Below are 22076 nucleotides of genomic sequence, written 5' to 3'. Positions count from 1 at the left end.
GTATATAGAACCCGTTAGGGTATAAGCGGTTTTATAAAATTAATTATTAATCAGCATATATCGCCCACAAAAAAGCCGCGTCAAAAAAACTGACGCGGCTCTATCTATAGCTTTATTGAATCGACATTATGGTAACAATACCCCATTGTATGCAGAAACATTTGCCAATGGAATGTTAGAACCATACTGGCTATTAATAGCTATAATAAACTGGTTAGCCACAATAGCATAACCGCGCGGCGTTAAATGCACCCCATCTAATGAGAATATGCCACCGCTTATATAATTTGAGTTAAGGCCTATTCCATTTATTAGCAAGCCGTTATTTTTTAAATTGGTTAAGAAATTAAACGAATCAAACACCGCCAAACCTTTTGCAGCCGCTGTCGCTTTTATAGTAGTGTTATAAGCGCTTACATAATCTTTTACCAAAGCAACCTCGTTAGCGTCTAATACATACTGGGTTTCAATAGGATTGCGTGGATCTAAGCCATACCCTGTTGTCGCACTTATTTTACTTGTGGGGAAAGTTAGTACTATCAAATCGGCGGTCGTAGCAGCACGTGTGCTGTAGGTACCATCTGTATTACGTGCACTAATATATAATGCAGTAATTGTAGGAGCAACTTTTTGTACACCCGCTAAAATAGCACCTATAGTAACCGTATTAAAATAAGGTATGGTAGTAACATCAGGGATGGTTGCGCATGCGCCTTTTGCGCCGGTAGCCGTTAAGCGTGTTATTAGTGTATTGTAGGTGGTGGCGAAAGCAGCCTTGTCAGTCAAGTCATTACTAGCCCCGCCGCTTGTTGCATAGCTAAGTGCATCGTTATTACCCAACCAATTGGTAAAAAAGGTAAATGATTTAGCGGTAACAAAGTCCAGATATGGTGTGGTATTGGTCGGGCTGGCCCCAGGCAATAAACGCTCATAATAGGGGTTGCCATTACCATAAGCAGGGTTTAATATATCATTCAATTTTATACCCGGTACGCCATAATTCTCTAACGCGCCACTGTATTTTGTAAACAATGGGATTGTACCTAAACCCGGTAAGGGAATACTGCCCCGCACCGCAGTAGCCACAACAGGGGTAAGTACAGGCGACCCGGTGCTGCTAAAGCCGGTTAAGGTTTGATAGCCTGTACCGCTTGCCTGGTCGGTAGTAAATAACGGTTGGGCAAAACTGCCGCCGCCAACAGTTGCCATTTGTTTGGCAATAATGCTGGGGTACGAGTTTAACTGGCCGGTTAGGTATAAACCACCATCAGCATAGCCCGCGGTTAAAGAGTTACCAACGGCGATGTATCTTGTAAAATCTACCGAACCTGTCGCTGTCGGCGCAGTAATGGTGGGTTTGCAGGCTCCTAAAAAGCCAAATACACCCAGTATAAATATGTATTTAAAATTCTTCATCTTCATTGTTAATTAAATTACCAGTGATAAACAAGGGCTACGCCCGGTATGGTTACATCTGTTTTAAATGTGCCTGCCAGGTTGGTTTCTATATTGGTTTGGGTACGGCTCATTAAGTGCTCAAACTCCAGTGAAACATCAAGATCAAGCTTTTTGGCCAGTTTGTAGCCAAACCCTAACGTACCATATATCCGATTAGCATCAGGCGCCTCTGGCGTTACATAACCATCCTGAACCGGGGTTGTGGCATAACCACCGCCAAAACGCAAAGCAACATTAGTGCAGGCTTTATATTCGGCACCACCCCTAAAATCGTAAGCGTTTTTATAGTTACGTGGCGAATGTGTGTTTTGCAGCGTAGCAGTAGTTTGTCCGTAATTAAAATCTAACGATTTATAAACATCCCAGTTTACATATTCCAGATCCAAAGCCACCGTCCATTTATTAGTTGGATAATAACCTATACCTAACGATGTAGTAGATGGTAAGGGAATTGATGACGAAAATGTATTAGGCGACGGAAAATTAGCTGCCAAAGCATTTGGAACGGCAAAAGTAGCCGTACCACCATCAATAGTAGTATTAACTTTAGAACGATAAGTTAAACCTAAGCTAACTTTTTGGCTGGGCTTAACAAATATGCCCGCGTTAAAACCGTAACCTTTACCGTTGCCTTTTAACTCGGCTTGGCCACTTGACGCCGTGCTGCTTGATACCGGGATGCCACGGGTAAGATCAACACTGGCATGGTTATAAACAAAACCTGCGCCAATGCTTACTATATTGCTTAATTTATAGCTTATAGTAGGCTGAAAATAAATAGCTTTCAAATTCAGACTCTCTAAAGAGTATTTGCCTGTCCATGAAGTACCCCAATCAGTTAAACCACCAAATGGTGTATATACGCCTAAGCCCACTTTCCATGGTGCATTTTTAGGGCCCCATACCGCATACACGTTAAATGGTGTAGCAACCTGGTTCTTATTATTTTCTTGTTGATTTGCACCTGCAGCTAAAAAAGCCGAATTAAAAAATAAGGGGCTTATGCCGCCTTGCACATAATTTTCGGGCAGCATGGCAACCGCACCGGGGTTAAATAGTACCGAAGCTCCGTCCTGCAATAATCCTGTGCCAGTATGGCCCATGCCAATTTGCTTTTGTCCGTGCAAATTAACCTGGAAACCTTGCGCCATAGCCAAAAAAGGGAACAGCATCATTCCGATAAATAGTATTCTTCTCATAAAGTTTGGGGATTAGGTCCCTATTGGTTATATACAAACATAAATAAATTTATGCGTGAGCAACTATTTTGCTACAGTAAAGTATTGCACATCTTTTTAATATAAAATTTTCGGAGAAAGTTATTCGGAAGTAGATATGGTATTGTAATACTACCTTGTTAGAGTTATCTACGCTCTGGTATCATTCCCATTATAAATGCTTAGATAGCTTTCATAGCGGGATACTTTGATCTTTAGTAAATGGCATAATTCTCTTATTATCAATCTGGATTTATAATATCTCCGCTGTTATTGTACGCTCTAATATGTCCATGTTCTTCCACAAAAACTAATTCATCAGAGTCGTCATAAACAGTCCATTTATCAGTAGGATTATTCCAAATAATACTCTCATCGATAATAGTGCCTGCTACATTTATTATTCTGTATTTATATCTGTTTTCACATTTATCAAGCACTTCAATGAATTCCGCTCGATCAAAATCTAATAGTCCTTTGTCAATAGTATCTTTGATGATAGCAAAGTTTTCTTCGTCGCCGTTGAATCTAACAGTAGGATAAAACAATCCAGAAAATTTATTACCAGTTATGTCTTTTAAATGAACTTTAGCAATTGCTATCGTCAATTTATATAAATAATCATTTATTTCTGAAATAGGTTGGCAGAAAGTTTTCGCCAAGAAATCTGCTACAATGTAATTGACTTCTCCAAATCGGACATCATCGTTTAATGGCAATCTAGAAGATGATAATCTCTCAAAATTTGATCTTGTGTAACCAACATTATTAAATAGTAAACTATTATTAGTAATCCAACTTGAAAGAACCAGTTTATCACCCGGCTTAATATTTAATTCATAAAAAACTGCTTTCCTAGAACTTGCAGCATAAAACATTTGTTCCCCCTCTGCACTAGCTCGATTACGTTTAGCTTTGTCCTCTGGTGGATATATAATATCTTTATATAATTTAGGCTGTTCGGAATAAAAGACCCCTCGATATAACAAAAGACCAGGATTAAAGTCACACGCCTCTACTCCGTAGCCAATTGCCATCTTATCGATGCAAACTGCCAAATCTTCTACGGTTGCATTTTTCATCTCAACAACATTTAGTTGTTCAACTAATAAATTGAACTTATCAATATCTAAAATTGGTTTCAATTTATTCATCTAGTATTAATTCAGCTTAAATCCAAATAACTTACGCCCTGGTATCATTCCCATTATAAATGCTTAGATAGCTTTCATAGCGGGATACTTCGATCTCGCCGTTTTCTAAAGCAGCAAGCACTGCGCAACCAGGCTCATTTATATGGCGGCAATTATTAAAGCGACAATTATGCATGCGCGATCGCATTTCGGGGAAGTAGCGGCCCAGTTCATGTTTTTCGATATCTATTACGCCCAGCTCGCGTATACCGGGGGTGTCAATAATAAAGCCGCCTTGTGGCAGTTCAAACATTTCGGCGAAGGTGGTGGTGTGGGTGCCTTTGTCGCTCCATTCGGACACCTCGCTGGTGCGTAGTTCCAGATCAGGTAATAAGGCGTTGATCAGGCTGGATTTGCCAACACCCGAGTGGCCGGAAAACAAGGTTACTTTATCTTTCAGCAAATCTTGCACCTGGCTGATATTAGTACCCTCTAACGCGGATACTTCAAAGCAGGGATAGCCAATGTTTTCATAAACAGCTTTATAATCTGCCAGTATGTCTAAGCCTTCATCGCTAAACAGGTCAAGCTTATTATAGATCAATCTTGCAGGGATATCATAAGCCTCGGCAGTAACTAAAAAACGATCAATAAAACCTAACGAAGTACGTGGCGAAGCCAATGTTACCACCAATAAAGCCTGGTCTAAATTAGCGGCAATTATCTGCCCCTGCTTGGACAGATTAATGGATTTGCGAATGATATAATTTTTACGCTGATGTAAATTGGTTATGACGCCGGTTTGCTGCTCGGGCTCCAAATCAAAATCAACCACATCACCCACGGCTAATGGATTGGTAGTGGTAATACCCTTTATGCGGAACTTGCCTTTTATACGGCAATCGTATCTTTCCCCATCAGGCGTTTGCACCTGGTACCAGCTTCCGGTTGATTTTGTTATTAGCCCCTGCATTAAAGTGTTAGAATATCATCTTTTAGATTAGTCATCCAAATGTTTTTGCAGATCAACTAGTGAAGCATATTCAAAATCAGCATTCAATTCTTTATCCGGATTAAACTTCTTTAATAGTTTTACCTCTTTTATTAATTGCTTTTCTAATGCTTTCTTTTTTTCAAGCAAGGCATTATCTGACTTTAAAAGCTTATCCTTCATTATCCTACAAAAATAGAGCAAATACGTATCGTTTTATCCCAAATCATACTTTTTTTATTTTATCCTTGCTTATTTAAAAAATATCTACTTACTTTACAGACATTATATGAAACTGATAAACACAACACCAACAACGACTACAACCACCGGCAAAAGCCCAGGAGGAAGATAATCGTATGGTATAAAACATAAAAATAAAAACCACATGAACGCCTTCCTCCACACAGAGGAAGGCGTTTTTATTTTAAATAACCCTGTAATGAAGATCTTAAAATTTGGCGGAACATCCGTAGGTTCGGCTCAAAGCATTCAAACCCTGCTAAACATTCTTAAAAAAGAGGGTGAAGTTAAAGCCGGTGCAGACCAGCCGGTAGTTGTATTATCGGCCATGAGCGGCGTAACCAACCTGCTTATAGCTATGGCAGAAGATGCCGCCAAAGGCAATGACTTTACCCCGCAACTAGCCGATCTGGAAAAACGCCATTTTGAGATTGTAAAAGCTTTACTCGAAATACGCGACCAAAACCCGGCGCTAACCCGCTTAAAGATCAACTTTAACCATTTAGAAGAATTACTACAAGGCATATTAACCCTGCGCGAGCTTACTCCAAAAACCCGCGACCTGGTTTTAAGTTATGGCGAACGTTGCTCAGCCCTAATGATCAGCAAAATTGCGGCGCAGTACATGCCGGCTGTTTTTGTGGATGCATCAGAAGTTATAAAAACTGATAGCTCATTCGGGCAGGCTAAAGTAAATACCGAATTAACCGAACAATTAATTCGCGGACTGTACCAGGAAAATAAAGGCAAAGTATTGTTTGTTACCGGCTTTATAGCCAGTAATGACGAAGGGCAGATAACTACCCTTGGCCGTGGCGGCAGTGATTATACAGCAGCAATATTTGGCGCGGCACTTAACGCAAGCGAGATACAGATATGGACAGACGTTAACGGCATGATGACCGCCGACCCGCGTATGGTTAAAAAAGCATTCTCATTAACCGAGCTTACTTATACCGAAGCGATGGAATTATCCTACTTCGGTGCCAAGGTTATTTACCCGCCAACCATGATACCAGCCTTTTTAAAAAAGATCCCTATCGTGATAAAAAATACTTTCGAGCCGGGTTTTGAGGGGACTATCATTCAGCATGTTTGCAAGCCATCAAACCTGGCTATAAAAGGGATATCATCTATCAATAACATCAGCATATTAAATGTTGAGGGTAGCGGGATGGTTGGTAAATCGGGCTTTAGTGGCCGATTGTTTTCTTTGCTGGCGCGAGAGCAGATCAACGTGATATTAATCACCCAATCATCATCAGAACATAGCATAACCTTCGCCGTATCGCCGGGCGATACCGAGCGTGCCCGCCGGGTAATTGAACAGGAATTTGAATTAGAGCTACTCGCCAAAAAACTGGAGCATGTAGATATAGAAAAGGATCTGGCCATACTAGCCGTAGTTGGCGAGAATATGAAGGAAACTCCGGGTGTATCGGGCAAACTATTTCATTCGCTGGGCCGTAACGGTGTTAATGTTAGGGCAATCGCGCAGGGATCGTCAGAATATAATATATCCGTTATCGTTTCATCGCATGATCTGGCTAAAGCGTTAAATGCGGTGCATGACGCATTCTTTGTGCAGTTAACTAAGACACTTTATGCCTTTTGTTTGGGTACCGGCAACATCGGCAAAACATTATTTAAACAATTAAACGGCCACACCCAGTTTTTGCATGATAACAACGGCATACAGGTTAAAATAGCCGGCATAAGCAATACCCGCAAAATGGTTTTTAATGAAGATGGCATATCGTTAGATAATTGGGAGGAAACACTTAATCAATCAAACGAGCAAGCCGATCTTTCGACCTTCATTGCCAAAATGAAAGACCTGAATTTGCCTAACTGCGTTTTTATTGATAACACTGCCAGCCCTAAACCCATTACTTTTTATGAGGAGATTTTAAAGTCGACCATATCTATAGTTACCTGTAATAAGATCGGCAACTCGGGGTCGTACCAACAGTATAAAACTTTCAGGGACAGCGCACGCCAGCATGGGGTTGATTTCTTTTACGAGACCAACGTAGGTGCAGGCCTGCCTATTATCCGCACATTAAAAGATTTGATGAATAGCGGCGACAGGGTACAAAAGATAGAAGCTATATTATCGGGTACTATTTCTTTCCTTTTCAACAATTTTAAGGGCGATGCCAATTTCCATGACACCGTAAAACTGGCACAGGAAAAAGGCTATACAGAACCCGACCCTCGCGATGACCTGCGCGGTACCGACTTTATGCGCAAGATGTTAATCCTGGCCCGGGATGCAGGGTATGCATTAGAAGCATCAGATGTATCTATACAAAGCATGTTGCCACAAGCCAGTTTAGATGCGACCAGTGTTGATGATTTTTACCAAACTTTAATAGCCGAAGATGCCTACTTTGCCGATATTAAAAATCGCGCGGAAGCTGATGGAAAAGTGTTAAGATATATAGGCAAACTAGAAGATGGCAAAGCATCCATCACCTTAGAAATGGTGGATGAGAACCACCCTTTCTATATGCTATCGGGCAGTGATAATATTATATCGTTCACTACCGATAGATACAAAGAGCGCCCGTTGGTTGTTAAAGGCCCCGGCGCAGGTGCCGAAGTTACCGCTGCTGGCGTATTTGCTGATTTGATTAATGTGGGCGCAAATTAAGATTTCTATGAACGAGAATATACAAGAATTAAAACCGATGGTTGAAGATATAAAAGTTGGTACCAGCATACAGGTTTTTGCCCCGGCAACTGTTGCCAACGTGGTATGCGGATTTGATGTACTTGGTTTTGCGGTTAATGCGCCGGGCGATGAAGTGATCATGCGTGTCACCAATAAACCGGGTATCACCATAAGTAAAATTACCGGCGATGACGGTCGCCTGCCAATGGATCCGGCTAAAAATACGGTAAGCGTAAGCGTTAAACATTATTTAGAAAGTATTGGCCGTACCGATTTAGGTTTGGATATTGAGCTGCATAAAAAAATGCCAATAGGTAGTGGACTTGGCTCAAGCTCGGCAAGTACCGTTGCGGGGTTGTTTGCCGCCAAAACTCTATTAGGCGATACCAGCGACCCGATACACCAACTACCCTTCGCCATGAAGGGCGAGGAAATGGCTTGTGGACATGGGCACGCCGATAACGTTGCGCCTGCTTTATTTGGTGGCTTTGTATTGATACGTAGTTATGCGCCACTTGATGTGGTGCGCTTACCACATCCAAAGGGTTTGTATTGCGCCATTGTGTTCCCTGATGTTGATGTACCAACCCGCGAAGCCAGGCAGATCATCCGCCAAAAAATAAACATGAAAGACGCGGTTACCCAATGGGGTAATATAGCCGGTTTGGTAAGCGGTCTGTTTATGGGCGATCTGGACCTGATAGGCCGCAGTATGCAGGATGTATTGGTTGAACCGGTGCGTTCCATGCTGATACCAGATTTTTACAAGATGCGCGAAATGGCGATGGAACTGGGTGCCATAAGCTTTGGCATATCAGGCTCTGGGCCCTCTGTTTTTGCGTTTACAAAAGATGAAGCAACGGCACATGCCATCACCCAAAAATTACAGAACCATTTAACAGCAATTAAAATAGGATCTAACGGGTATGTATCGCCAATTAATGATGTGGGACCAAAGGTGATATAAGCCCCACCCAAACCCTCCCCGGTAGGGAGGGCTTAACTAAATATTAATTATAAATAATAATAAAGTCTCCCCTACCGGGGGAGATTTAGAGGGGGCCAAATGAAATTCTACAGTACCAATAATACATCAAGCCGCGTAAGTTTTAAAGACGCGGTATTTAACAGTATGCCGCAGGATAAAGGGCTTTATATGCCGGTAACTATCCCGCGGTTAGATGATAAATTCATTAATAACCTGGATAGCTATACGCTGCCCGAGATTGCTTTTCATGTAGCGCAAAATTTATTAGGTGATGACATCCCGGCTGAGGATCTGAAAGCAATAATTGATGATGCAATCAATTTCTACGCGCCAATAGTTAAACTGGAGGAAGATGTTTATGTGCTGGAGCTTTTCCACGGACCATCACTAGCATTTAAAGATTTTGGCGCCAGGTTTATGAGCCGCATAATGAGCTATTTTTTAGAAGAGGGCGAAAAGCAATTAGACGTATTGGTAGCAACATCAGGCGATACCGGTGGCGCAGTAGCTTTAGGCTTTTTAGGCGTACCTAACACCCGTGTTACTATATTATACCCAAAGGGCAAGGTAAGCGATATACAAGAGTTACAATTAACCACCAACGGGCAAAACATCCGCGCGTTAGAGATCAACGGCACATTTGATGATTGCCAGGCATTAGTTAAACAAGCGTTTACCGATGCGGAATTAAATGAGACATATCGTTTAACATCAGCCAACTCTATTAATATCGCAAGGCTAATTCCACAAACTTTTTATTATTTCAATGCCTATGCGCAGGCATTAAAACAAGGTAAAACCAAAATAATATTCTCGGTACCCAGCGGCAACTTTGGCAATATAGGCGCAGGCTTATTGGCATGGAAAATGGGTTTACCGGTTGAGCAATTTATTGCAGCCACTAACGCTAATGATACTGTTCCGCAGTTTTTAAAGAGTGGCGTTTATCAGCCTAAACCATCTGTAGCCACATTATCAAATGCTATGGATGTGGGCAACCCAAGCAACTGGGTACGCATTGCTGATCTATTTAAAGAAGACATGAGTCAACTTAATAAGTTGATCACAGGCTACAGCTTTGATGATGAAGAAACTACTAAAGCCATTAACGCGGTTTATGATCATTATAAATATGTGGTTTGCCCGCATACCGCCATTGCCTGGCAGGCTTTAAAAGATTATCAGCAAGATGTACCTACCAATGAAGTCGCAGGGATATTTTTATCAACTGCCCATCCATGCAAATTCCCTGATGTATTTTCGGATGAAATTGCCAGTCACATTGATACTCCGGCACAGGTAAAAAAGCTGCAGTCGAAAGATAAAAAATCAGTGCCCTTGGGTAAAGACTTTGAAGGGTTTAAGGATTATTTGTTGAAGAATGCGTAAATTATCCCCTACTTACAAAAACGAACAATAATATAGAAATGAAGGCTCGCATAAGTTTATCTATAGATTCAGACTTAGTTAAACAAACAAAAAGTTATGCAAAAAAAAACCAAACCAGTGTCTCTGGTTTGGTTGAAGAGTATTTCAATAAAGTTGTTAATTCTTCTAAAAAATCAAATATTATTTCTCTGATCGAAGGTTTAGAAAAACCAATAATTGAAGGAAATGCTGATCTAAAGAAAATCTTTCACGAGCAGATATTATCCAAATAATATTTTCCTATTTCCTCAACTTCTTAAATTCCGAGTCAGCGTTCCATTGTGGGAAAGTGGTTTCAAAAGCAAGGCGTTTGCCTATTTTAAATATCAGCTCAATATCTTCTAAACCGCCATCAAGATTCCATGTAGCATTGTATTGGTCGGCTGGTTGGTGGTATCGATTGGCGGTATAGTCGTCATCCATTTTCTTACCATATTCTTTGCCTTTACCAATTACATCATTACCCCCACCAATAGTTATAGACGGTACACCAACTTTTGCAAAGCTAAAGTGATCTGATCTAAAATAATGACCTGCTTCCGGATGAGCCTCTGGTGTCAAGGTCCGGCCATCCTTTGCTAACTGGGCTTTTAAATAATCCTCCAATTCAGATTGGCCGCTGCCTGATATGGTAACATCTTTAGTTTTACCTATAGCGTTAATGCCGTCAATATTGATATTGGCAACCGTTTTATCCAATGGGTAAATAGGGTTCTCACCATAATATTCTGACCCTAACAAACCCTGCTCTTCTGCAGTTACCGATAGGAATATAATTGTTCTTTCGGGTGGGGTTTTCATGCTTTTAAATGCACGGGCAATCTCCAATATGGCGGCAGTACCGCTGGCATTATCCAACGCGCCGTTATATATGGTATCACCTTTTGCGTCTGGTTTGCCCACGCCTAAATGATCCCAATGTGCGCTGAAAACAATATATTCATCAGGGCGCTTGGTACCTGTAATTTTTGCAATAACATTATGCGATTTATTAAAAACCACCTTAGCTTTAAGCGTTGCTGATAGCTTAATGCCCATATCAAAACCTTTAAAACCACGGTTGTTTGCCGTATGCAGCACACTGGTATCTTTACCACCTGCGTGCAATATTTTAACCGCGCTTTCGTGCGTTACCCAACCTTGTAGCGCTAACTGGTAAGCATGGCTTGCCCTTTTATCTAAGTGCAGCTTAACGCCTCCATTAGAGTTTTGTACAACATGGAACGGATAAGATGCCGCAGCCGTGTTATGCACTATGATACAACCTTTAGCACCCTGGCGGGCAGCTTCTTCAAACTTATAGGTCCAGCGGCCATAATAGGTCATGGCTTTGCCTTTAAACATGGTGGTATCGCCGGTTTCAAAGCCGGGATCGTTTACCATTACCATTACTACTTTGCCTTTTACATTAAGGCCTGCGTAATCATCCCATTTATACTCGGGTGCTACTACGCCGAAACCTGCAAATACAATATCATCATTGTTTAGGGTTTGTACTGTATCTGTTCTTTCAGTCCATAATACAAAGTCGTCCATGTTTTTTAAGTCGAAACTTCCTTTTGCTGCTTGTACTTTAAGCGGCGAAACAGATTTCGGGCTGATCTCAACCATGGGCACATCCTGTAAGTAACTGCTGCCATTGCCCGGCTCCAAACCCATCCCTTTGTAGGTATTTTGCAAAAAGGCGATAGATTTCTCCTCGCCTACGGTAAATGGCCTGCGGCCCTTAAACTCGTCCGAAGAAAGCGTTACGATATGTTTAATAAGACTGTCTTTGCTAAATGCTGACAGTCCATCCTGCTCATCAACGGGTTTATTTTGATTACAGGAAAAAGCCAGTATAGCGGTACCGGCTAATAGCAAGCGTGGAATAATTTTGACCATGTTAATTTTGATTTTAACGAATATATGAATTTACCTAATGGCTTTATTAGTTTTGCTTGTAAATTAGCGCGATGATAAAAAGATCCTTTCTTCAAATCCCCATCTGTTTATTGGCATTTATGGCTATTACCGGTTGCAGTAATGCAAGCAAGTTTGACCGTAAAAAATGGATTTATGGCGATGGGCTTGAATATCCGCTTCGCGATGAAATAGTTAACGATCTGGTAAAGAATCACCAGTTAAAGGGGTTAACGTTTAGGCAGATACTTGATTCGTTGGGGCGCCCGCAACATTGGGATACGCTGCAACTATCCTACCAGATTTTAGATAATAGCTTTGAGTTTGCCCGAAAGAAGCCTATTCACAAAAAGAACCTGGTGATATCTTTCAGCAAAGATTCGGTTGCTGTAAAAGCCGAGATCTACGAGCATACCGATAAAGAGAAGAAGAAATAGCTGTTTACGTTGTACGTTTGACGTTGGCTATTATTGCTGTACCGCATTGAATGTCTCCCGGTGATACACTTTGGCACACCTGTTTTCGCATCTAATTGATAATCAAAAAATTAATTTTATAAATCCGGTTTCATTATACAGTTTGGCACACTTTTACTGACTTTTAAGTAAGTTTTGACGCACCTGTTTAGTGACGAAATATTGTCACCAAAGTTATCAGATTTAGTTGTATATACCCTCCAAAGGAGTTTTACGGACCGGGTACCGGATGGTTTTGTACGCTTGACATTGCCACCGTTTATACACCTGTAACCACCATTTGCGCAAGTTTTGTGTGCGTATAACTGCTAAAACCCGCCAATTTTTACCACCTTTTATGCATACTCATTGATGCTATAACGGCAACCACCCCACCGGTTAAAAAACTTAACTTAAAATGTAGTGACAAAGTAGCGCCACCATTTTATTGGGTTAGATTGCGGTACTTTGTAATGGCAGGCGAAGTGGTAGAATGATTAGGGCGTTGCCTTTTATGACAGTACCTCGCGCCAGAGGATGATTTATTACATGCTGAAAAAGATTAACTTCAACAAACCTATTGCTAACTAAACTTTTTATACTATTTTAGTGTCTATAAAGCATGAAAGAAAACAAAGGGCTACAGATAGGCAACTTGTAGAAAAGTACAATGCAGGGGCTGTAAACCTGCCTAAAGTGCTTGAAAAACCTTTAGATAATTACCCCTCAATAAAACGGATCGTTTCTGATAGGCTAAGAAAAAACTGATATATAGTTTCAACCTTTAACTATATATTTGCAAAAACCTATTTTTATCACAACAAAGGTCTTTTCTATAAAACCATGAAATATAAAGAAGAATATTTTGCATTAGTAATCGTTGGCAATTGGAACTTGGCAATTTTTACTAATGAATGGGTATCCAAATATTTATTTGATGGTGAAACTGTTACTGTTGAATATCCTACAAATTCTTCCGGAGCTTCTCCAAGATTCTCATATAAAAACATTCGTGTTTCTGTATTTGGAAACAGACTTCAATTTTCAGTTTTAGATTCTACGGATAGTTCTTTTAATCTTATAGAAGATTTGGCTTTAAAAATTTCACAATACTTAGAACATACACCGGTAAGCGATCTTGGAATAAACTTTGTTTTCGAATCTAAAACATGTGATGAACTTTCAAACTTATTTCCGCTTAAAGATATTGAAGCATATAATGAATTAAATTTTGAAGAAGCGCAATGTAGCTTAATCAGAAAATTTAAAAAAGATGATTACGAACTGAATATTCAAATTATAAAAAACACAAATTCTTACACTTTGGATATAAATAATACCTATAAGATTGTGTCACTATTGCAGTTTAAAGAAATTTTTACTTCTGGAATAATTGTAAAATTTAAAAACGACAGTTTAGAGCTATTGAATAAACTATATAATATCGAATTAGAAAATGAATAATAATACTGAAAACAAAATTGAACAAGATGTTTCGTATTCGAAGAATATTAGTGTTTACTACGATGTTGAGAAAACAAATACTTTAAATTTTGATGTTGATAGTTTTGCCCCAAAAGTCCTTTGGAAAGAAGAAGTACCTTTTACACCTAATTTAAAGGTTTCAGTTTTTGACGTAGCAGCTTTAATTATTAAAATGAAAGGGGCGATGACCACCATGAAGCTGCATAAACTATTATATTACTGTCAAGCTTGGTCATTGGTTTGGGATGAACGTCCTTTGTTTACGGAGAAAATAGAGGCTTGGGCTAATGGCCCAGTCGTAAAAGATTTATTTTCTTATCATAGAGGATTATATACTATTAGTAATATATCCATTGGAAATCCTGACTTATTAGATGAAAATCAAAAAGAAACAATTAATTCTGTATTAAACTATTATGGAGATAAGCCTTCACAGTGGTTGATTGAGTTAACTCATTTAGAAACCCCTTGGAGAAATGCAAGAAACGGATTGTCATTAACGGAGCGTGGTAGTAATGCTATTTCACATGAATCCATGGCAGAATATTATAGCTCTCTATGAACAAAATTCCAAAATCATCTATAATACCTTCTAAACAAAAATCACCAAATAAAGAATATTCACCAAGTTTGGTAAAAGACCATTATGCTTCATGGCAATTTAATAAAATTGATATGAATGGAAAATGGGGTTTGGAAAAAATTATAAATGAGATAGAATTTGATTTTAATGATGATCTCTTAAAAGAATTACCCCATAATCTAGATAATGATGTTTATAAAGCCATAGATAAGCTTTCAGGAAGAAGATTCAAATCTTTGAATGACCTTCTAAACATCTTGATTGAAGAATCTAATAATAAAATATCTGCTACCGAACAAAAAATTGTCATAAATTCAATAGGCGAGAGTATTTTTTGGTCTGAAGTTATTCCTAAATTAAAATCACTAGAAGGGTTTAATTGGCATGAATTGGAAAGACAACAATTTGGTAAACAAAATAAAACAAAACATCATAATGTGTCTGTTTCGAAAATATGCAAAGATGCTCAAAAAAGATTAGAAGAATTAAAGCTGGACGATTGCGATGAATTATTTTCACTTAGATTAAGTGGAACCTTTAGAATTTGGGGTATTCGCCAATTCGGTTTTTTGCAATTGCTTTGGATAGACCCCGATCATGAAGTATATCCTGTATAAATCCATTTTGGTACACTAAACTATATATAAAAATTACTATTTAATTCCCCTGCTGTTCGAAGTCTCCCGACTTCGAACGATTATGCCTGTAGTTTATAACTACAGGGCCGGGATGTTTACCAGGTACAGCCGCTTTATACCCTTTAGCCTATCCACCTTAATACTTCCAAACTTTAGTTAGCTTTAACATATCCTGTATATGGCAGCACAACTAAATATAATACCCGTTACCCTGTTTGCCCAATACCTGCAACAGGCCCGTAGCAATTTAGAGGCAGCTTTTAATAATTTGAAAGATGCCGAAATATCAACGGCGACATTTAGTTATTATATAGCGGTATCGGCCATAACCTCGTCACGGATTGAGGGCGAGCGAATGGAGGTAGATAGCTACCTGAAACATAAAATGCTTAACCTGGAGTATCAGCCCGACCTGGTACAAAAGCCTGACGACCTGTACCAGGCCTACCTGTTTGCACAGCAAAACCAATTTACAGCCGCTAATTTTTTAGCCGCACACAAACTAATTTCCGCACACCTGTTACCTGCAAATAAGCAGGGCGCTTTGCGTACGGGCAATATGGTGGTTATGGAACATAATACCGGCCGGATCCAATTTGAGGCTGCAATGCCCGGGGAGGTAGCAACACAGCTCGACTTGCTTTGGGCCGATATAGAAACACTAAAAACGCTGCAACTTACCCACGCCGAGGTTTTTTATTTCGCAGCATTTATTCACTTGTTGTTTGTGTGCATCCACCCTTTTGAAGACGGTAACGGACGCGCCGCGCGCTTGTTAGAGAAATGGTTCATAGCCCAAAAACTTGGCCCCAAAGCCTGGTACCTGCAAACCGAACTCAATTATTATACCAACGTTAACCACTATTATAAAAACTTGAACAGACTGGGGATATTTTACAACGAGTTAAATTATAACCAAGCCATTCCTTTTTTATTAATGCTGCCTAACGCTTTTACTGTTTAAGTGCAAAGCTGGCGCAAGGTCAATGTCATTAAGTTAAGAATGACCATTGGTACAGACCTTAACGAAGTTGCGTACCTATGGCACGCCTAAAATATTTTATAATGTCTTGCTACCGAGCTTTAGCACCTAACGGCGCTATCCCGCAAAATATTATCGCTTAACTTTATGACATTGAGCGCAGGCCTAAGCGTGGCGTACTCGTGACGCATTTTTGCACATTTGATTAGCTTATGTAGAGATTGCTTTCCCGAAAAATCGGGACAGGCTGTTCCTCGCGATGACGGGTAGGGAAAGGTGCTGGTGCCGTCCAACTCCGTCAGACGGACAGCTTCGGGTGAGATCAGGTAAAACAAGTTGGGCCGTGCGGGGGCAAGGGCATAGCGTCTTTTTGCCCGGGCAATGGCCAAGAGCGATATGGAGCAAAATTATGCAGCCCGTGGTTTTAACTGATCTGCCGGGCAAAGGCCAAGAGCGCAAAGAAGCATTCCGTCTGACTTGATCTTTGGTTACTTTCCATCTAAGGGAAAGTAACTAGGCCTTAGCGGCCATGAGCGTCACCAAGCGAAAGGTGCGATGCTTATTTGAACGCGTGCGATTGCCACACTCATTCCTCGTTCGAAATGACGTGGTGGTATGGAATGACAAATTATATTGTTTCTAAAATATCGCTTCCGCTATGCGCTTTGTAGGGCCGGGATTTCCCATGGTATAAAAATGCAGTACCGGCGCGCCAACTTTTATCAACTCCTTACATTGGTTAATCATAAACTCGATACCCACCTCTTTTACTTCGGCTTCTGATTTGCAGGCGTGCACCGCGTCACTCAGGTCTTCGGGTATATCAATATGAAAGATCTTTGGCAGATTGATGAGTTGTTTTGACGAAGTGATGGGTTTCAATCCCGGAATAATAGGCACATTAATACCATTATCGCGGCAGCTTTTTACAAACTCGATATACTTGCTGTTATCATAAAACATTTGGGTTACTATAAAAGTAGCGCCATTGTCTATTTTTTGCTTTAGATATTTAAAATCGGTTTTAAGGTTTGGCGCCTCAAAGTGCTTTTCGGGATATCCGGCTACGCCGATACAAAAGTCGGATTTTACCGCTTCATGATCTTCGTGCAGATACTTGCCTTTGTTCATGTTAGTAACCTGCTCTAACAAATCGGTAGCAAAATTATGGCCGCCTGGGGTTGGTATAAATGATGACTCTGTTTTACGAGCATCACCACGCAAAACCAGTACATTCTCTATGCCTAAAAATTGCAGATCAATCAGCGCGTATTCGGTCTCTTCCTTGGTAAATCCACCGCAAATTAAATGCGGAACAGCATCAACCTTATACTTGTTCATGATAGCCGCGCATACCGCCACTGTACCGGGGCGCTTACGGTAGCTTATTTTCTCTAACAAACCATTGGCATGCTCTTTATAAACATGATCCTCGCGCGATGAGGTAACGTCAATAAACGGCGGTTTAAATTCCATTAAAGGATCAATAGCATTGTAAATGCCTTGTATACTTTGGCCCTTTATTGGCGGTAATAATTCAAAAGAGAAAAGCGTTTTGCCTTTAGCGTTCTCTATATGTTGCGTAATCTTCATGTTGTGACAAGTATACTATTTTCTATTCTTTTTTTACCGCCGTCATTGCGAGGAACGAAGCAATCTCTGCAATAGACAATCAATAAGACAAATTTCATTTATTGCGTAATGCTACAAACTTCCTGCACATTGATTAGCAAGTGTAGAAATTGCTTCGTTCCTCGCAATGACGCTTTATTATTAGACTTACGAAGTTTTAAAAACTTCGTAAGTCTTCTTTATTTTTCTTTTGTCCTCCCCCTTTAGAGGGTCGGGGGCTAATAATTAAGATTCGGCCCCAACCAACGTTCTACAGTTTCTACAGACATATTTTTTCTAACCGCATAATCCTCTATCTGATCTTTACTGATCTTATTCAAACCAAAATATCTCGACTGCGGATGCGCGAAATAAAACCCGCTTACAGATGCCGCCGGTGTCATGGCTAAGCTTTCTGTTAAGTGCATGTGTGCGTTATCCTCGGCTTTTAGCAGATCAAACAGTGTTCTCTTCTCGGTATGCTCGGGGCAAGCGGGATATCCCGGTGCCGGACGGATACCCTGGTATTCTTCTTTAACCAGTTCTTCAACTGTCAGCTCTTCGCTGGCAGAATAACCCCAGTATTCTTTACGTACCAGCTCATGCATTTTTTCGGCAAAGGCTTCGGCTAATCTATCAGCAAGGGCCTTGGCCATAATGCTGTTATAATCGTCATAATCCTTCTCGAATTTGGCAACCAATTCATCGCAACCAATCCCGGTTGTAACCGCGAAGCCGCCAAAATAATCGGCCACACCGCTTTCTTTTGGTGCTACAAAGTCAGACAGCGCATAGTAAGGCTCGCCTTTTACTTTTTCTGATTGCTGGCGAAGGGTATGAATTCTCGATAATTGCTGTGTACGGCTTTCGTCAGTAAACAACTCAATATCATCACCAACCGCGTTAGCCGGCCAAAAACCGATAACACCATTTGCTTGTAGCAAGTTATTGTCTACTATTTCTTTTAACAACACCTGCGCATCGTCATACAGCTTCTTAGCTTCAACACCTACAAACTTATCATCAAATATCTTTGGATAGCTGCCACGCAATTCCCAAGTATGGAAAAACGGCGTCCAGTCGATATAAGGTACCAGATCAGCCAACGGATAAGCTTCGAAAACCTTGGTGCCGGTAAAGGCGGGTTTTGGGGCAACCTTGTCCAGGTCTATCTGGAACTTGTCTGCACGCGCTTGCTCCAACGTTACAAAACGTTTGTCAGATTTTTTATTGGCGTGCGCTTCGCGGGCTTTTTCGTACTCGTCTTTTATGCCTTGTATATAACCATCGCGGGTATCGCGGTTCATCAGGCTGCTGCAAACCGTCACACTCCTTGAAGCATCCAACACATGGATAGCAGCACCCGAATAATTTGGCGCCACTTTAACTGCCGCATGTATACGCGATGTTGTAGCCCCGCCGATTATTAACGGAATGGTAAAGTTTTGGCGCTCCATCTCTTTGGCGAAATGCACCATTTCATCCAGCGATGGTGTAATTAATCCGCTTAGACCTATTATATCAACCTCTTGTTTTATGGCCTCTTCAATTATCCGCTGCGCGGGAACCATTACCCCAAGGTCAATCACCTCGAAGTTATTACAGGCCAACACTACGCCTACAATATTTTTGCCAATATCATGTACATCGCCTTTTACGGTAGCCATTAAAACCTTACCGGCGTTAGCACGGCTTTGGCTTGAATCTTCGCCGGCGTCAATAACCCGTTGTTTTTCCAGCTCGATAAATGGCAATAAATAAGCCACGGCCTTTTTCATTACCCGGGCCGATTTTACAACCTGCGGTAAAAACATTTTACCCGCGCCAAACAGATCGCCTACAATATTCATCCCATCCATTAACGGGCCCTCTATCACTTCAAGGGGTTTGGCGTAGGCCTGCCTGGCTTCCTCTACGTCATCATCTAAATATTCAATGATACCTTTTACCAACGCATGCGATAAACGCTCGGCAACAGTGCCTTTGCGCCATTCTTCATCACGTACTATCTCTTTGCCTTTGCTTTTTACGGTATCGGCATATTCAACCAGTCGCTCGGTAGCATCGTCACGGCGGTTAAGCAACACATCTTCAACCAGCACTAATAATTCTTTATCAATTTCCTGGTAAACTTCCAGCATACCGGCATTAACAATCCCCATATCCATACCAGCCTGTATAGCATGATATAAAAATGCCGAGTGCATAGCCTCACGTACTACGTTATTTCCTCTAAAAGAGAACGAAATATTACTTACCCCACCACTCACTTTAGCGTAAGGCAGATTTTGTTTTATCCAACGGGTTGCTTCAATAAAATCAACCGCGTAGTTGTTATGTTCTTCTAATCCCGTGGCTACGGTTAAAATATTGGGGTCGAATATAATATCCTGCGGCGGGAAGCCCACTTCATTAATCAGGATATTATATGATCGCTGGCAAATTTCTTTACGGCGTTCTAATGAATCGGCCTGGCCGGTTTCATCAAATGCCATAACTACCGCGGCAGCGCCGTAGCTTAATATTTTACGGGCGTATGCTTTAAAGTTTTCCTCGCCTTCTTTCAGAGAGATAGAGTTTACAATACCCTTGCCCTGTATACATTTTAAACCAGCCTCAATAACCGTCCATTTAGATGAATCGATCATGATGGGCAGTTTGGATATATCGGGCTCGGACGCTACCAGGTTCAAAAACTTAACCATCACCGCTTCCGAGTCGATCATGCCCTCGTCCATGTTGATATCGATAACCTGCGCACCGCCTTCTACTTGCTGACGGGCAACGGTTAGGGCTTCCTCATAATTCTCGGCTAATATCAGTTTAGAGAATTTTGGCGAACCTGTAATATTGGTACGTTCACCCACGTTAACAAAAATACTTTCGGGGGTAATGGTAACGGCTTCTAGTCCGCTTAAACGCATAAAAGGTTCAATTTCGGGTATAGGACGGGGTGGGTATTTAGCGGCCCTATCAGCAATACATTTAATATGATCGGGCGTTGTACCGCAGCAGCCACCAACAATGTTTACCAGCCCGGCTTTCATAAAATCATCAACCTGGTGCGCGGTTTCGTGCGCGGTTTCATCATATTGGCCAAACTCGTTTGGTAAGCCCGCATTAGGGTAGGCTGAAATAAAAACATCCGCTTTTTCTGACAGCTCTTGTATATGTGGCCTCATCTCTTTAGCACCCAACGCGCAATTTAATCCAACGGATAATAAATTAGCATGGCTTACAGAGTTCCAGAAAGCTTCGACTGTTTGCCCGGAAAGGGTACGGCCCGAAGCATCAGTAATAGTGCCTGATATCATTACCGGCAAATGTTTACCGCTTTCGTTAGCATAACGATCTATCGCGAATAATGCAGCTTTGGCGTTTAAAGTATCAAATATGGTTTCAACCAAAAGAACATCAGATCCGCCGTCAACCAAACCACGTACCTGGTCGTAATAAGCATTTGCCAAATCATCAAACGTAACGGCACGATAACCGGGGTCGTTTACATCAGGCGATAATGACGCAGTACGATTGGTTGGCCCAACAGCACCTGCCACAAAGCGTGGTTTGTTGGGTGTTTTTAAAGTATATGCATCGGCAGCTTCGCGGGCTATACGTGCACCTTCATAGCTCAGCTCATAAGCCAACTCTTCCAGGTGATAATCCGCAAGCGAAATTACTTGTGTACTAAATGTATTTGTTTCGATGATATCCGCGCCGGCATCCATGTATTCAGTATGGATAGCTTTAATTATATCCGGGCGCGTAATATTCAGCAGGTCATTATTCCCCTGCAAGTCTGACGGATGATCTTTAAATCTTTCTCCACGAAAATCCTTTTCCGTCAATTGGTACCGTTGTATCATGGTACCCATTGCGCCGTCAATGATGAGGATGCGTTTTTTTAGTTCTTCTTTTATATTCATGTGTTGGTATCAAGTAATTAGTATCAAGTAGCAAGTATTTCCTTGTTATTAGTTATCCCTTCGCAATAAAAAACATCTTGCTACTTGATACTAATTACTTGATACTAAAAAGTGCTTATATCGAAAAGTCGGGTAGTAAATTGACTTTCGCTTATCTGTCCTATCTGCCTTTTGGCTTGATAAGTAGAATGTAGCACCTTGTGAAGCACAGGTTGCTAAGACATCGCAGGGTCTAATCCCTCCGTCTTTCTCTATAAGCAACGCAAAGATGCGTAATTATTTGGTAAAGTGCAAGCCCACTTCTGTTGTGATTAGTCATCATTTAATAAATTGACATTTAAGTTATTATCAAATATTAT

General features: G+C 40.9%; 17 protein-coding genes and 1 riboswitch. Of the genes, 9 read left to right on the top strand and 8 right to left on the bottom strand.

Annotation, left to right across the window (positions count from 1 at the left end; genetic code table 11):
• Positions 1–126 precede the first annotated feature (126 nt).
• The 5 genes from JWQ34_RS01815 to JWQ34_RS01795 form a co-directional block, all read right to left on the bottom strand.
• A complete protein-coding gene (locus JWQ34_RS01815; protein ID WP_299353054.1) occupies positions 127–1416 on the bottom strand; it encodes an SGNH/GDSL hydrolase family protein in 1290 nt (429 codons plus the stop codon).
• Positions 1417–1433: 17 nt separating this feature from the next.
• Entirely contained in the window at positions 1434–2657 is a 1224-nt protein-coding gene (locus tag JWQ34_RS01810; protein ID WP_299353051.1) for an OmpP1/FadL family transporter, read from the bottom strand.
• A 260-nt stretch (positions 2658–2917) separates the two neighbouring features.
• Positions 2918–3829, bottom strand: a complete 912-nt coding sequence (locus tag JWQ34_RS01805) for a hypothetical protein (protein ID WP_299353048.1) — start codon at positions 3827–3829, stop codon at positions 2918–2920.
• A 31-nt stretch (positions 3830–3860) separates the two neighbouring features.
• A complete protein-coding gene (gene rsgA / locus JWQ34_RS01800; RefSeq protein WP_299353045.1) occupies positions 3861–4781 on the bottom strand; it encodes a ribosome small subunit-dependent GTPase A in 921 nt (306 codons plus the stop codon).
• A 27-nt stretch (positions 4782–4808) separates the two neighbouring features.
• On the bottom strand, positions 4809–4982 hold the full coding sequence (locus tag JWQ34_RS01795; protein ID WP_299353042.1) for a hypothetical protein: 174 nt from the start codon (positions 4980–4982) through the stop codon (positions 4809–4811).
• Between the two features lie 259 nt (positions 4983–5241).
• On the opposite strand from JWQ34_RS01795, the gene thrA reads away from it, so the two are divergent.
• The 4 genes from thrA (at position 5242) to JWQ34_RS01775 (ending at position 10368) form a co-directional block, all read left to right on the top strand.
• Positions 5242–7698, top strand: coding sequence for a bifunctional aspartate kinase/homoserine dehydrogenase I (thrA, locus tag JWQ34_RS01790; protein ID WP_299353266.1), 2457 nt, complete (start codon positions 5242–5244; stop codon positions 7696–7698).
• A 7-nt stretch (positions 7699–7705) separates the two neighbouring features.
• On the top strand, positions 7706–8686 hold the full coding sequence (locus JWQ34_RS01785; protein ID WP_299353039.1) for a homoserine kinase: 981 nt from the start codon (positions 7706–7708) through the stop codon (positions 8684–8686).
• A gap of 99 nt (positions 8687–8785) precedes the next feature.
• Complete coding sequence (gene thrC / locus JWQ34_RS01780; RefSeq protein WP_299353036.1) at positions 8786–10096, top strand: threonine synthase; 1311 nt, start codon at positions 8786–8788, stop codon at positions 10094–10096.
• 38 nt (positions 10097–10134) lie between these two features.
• Complete coding sequence (locus tag JWQ34_RS01775) at positions 10135–10368, top strand: DUF6364 family protein (protein ID WP_299353033.1); 234 nt, start codon at positions 10135–10137, stop codon at positions 10366–10368.
• Positions 10369–10375: 7 nt separating this feature from the next.
• On the opposite strand, the gene JWQ34_RS01770 is transcribed toward JWQ34_RS01775, so the two are convergent.
• The gene (locus JWQ34_RS01770; protein WP_299353030.1) at positions 10376–12019 is read right to left on the bottom strand and encodes a M28 family metallopeptidase; all 1644 of its coding nucleotides are present in this window, start codon (positions 12017–12019) and stop codon (positions 10376–10378) included.
• Positions 12020–12090: 71 nt separating this feature from the next.
• Here JWQ34_RS01770 and JWQ34_RS01765 point away from each other — a divergent pair, with 71 nt between their 5' ends.
• The 5 genes from JWQ34_RS01765 (at position 12091) to JWQ34_RS01745 (ending at position 16162) form a co-directional block, all read left to right on the top strand.
• Positions 12091–12474, top strand: coding sequence for a hypothetical protein (locus tag JWQ34_RS01765; protein WP_299353027.1), 384 nt, complete (start codon positions 12091–12093; stop codon positions 12472–12474).
• Between the two features lie 861 nt (positions 12475–13335).
• A complete protein-coding gene (locus JWQ34_RS01760) occupies positions 13336–13956 on the top strand; it encodes a hypothetical protein (RefSeq protein WP_299353024.1) in 621 nt (206 codons plus the stop codon).
• Positions 13949–14539 (top strand): Panacea domain-containing protein, encoded by a 591-nt coding sequence (locus JWQ34_RS01755; RefSeq protein ID WP_299353021.1) that lies wholly within the window; start codon positions 13949–13951, stop codon positions 14537–14539. The genes JWQ34_RS01760 and JWQ34_RS01755 overlap by 8 nt, the downstream gene beginning before the upstream one ends.
• Complete coding sequence (locus tag JWQ34_RS01750; RefSeq protein ID WP_299353018.1) at positions 14536–15177, top strand: hypothetical protein; 642 nt, start codon at positions 14536–14538, stop codon at positions 15175–15177. The genes JWQ34_RS01755 and JWQ34_RS01750 overlap by 4 nt, the downstream gene beginning before the upstream one ends.
• 199 nt (positions 15178–15376) lie before the next feature.
• Positions 15377–16162, top strand: coding sequence for a Fic family protein (locus JWQ34_RS01745; protein ID WP_299353016.1), 786 nt, complete (start codon positions 15377–15379; stop codon positions 16160–16162).
• Between the two features lie 657 nt (positions 16163–16819).
• On the opposite strand, the gene metF is transcribed toward JWQ34_RS01745, so the two are convergent.
• Positions 16820–17773, bottom strand: a complete 954-nt coding sequence (gene metF, locus JWQ34_RS01740) for a methylenetetrahydrofolate reductase [NAD(P)H] (RefSeq protein ID WP_299353013.1) — start codon at positions 17771–17773, stop codon at positions 16820–16822.
• A gap of 257 nt (positions 17774–18030) precedes the next feature.
• A complete protein-coding gene (metH, locus tag JWQ34_RS01735; RefSeq protein ID WP_299353010.1) occupies positions 18031–21717 on the bottom strand; it encodes a methionine synthase in 3687 nt (1228 codons plus the stop codon).
• Positions 21718–21865: 148 nt separating this feature from the next.
• A riboswitch (SAM riboswitch) is annotated at positions 21866–21977 on the bottom strand.
• Positions 21978–22076: the final 99 nt, after the last annotated feature.

The sequence above is a fragment of the Mucilaginibacter sp. genome (genome assembly GCF_028288185.1).
Lineage (GTDB): Bacteria > Bacteroidota > Bacteroidia > Sphingobacteriales > Sphingobacteriaceae > Mucilaginibacter.
The sequence above is the reverse complement of the archived record's forward strand: the minus strand, read 5'-3'. Positions and strand labels throughout refer to the sequence as shown.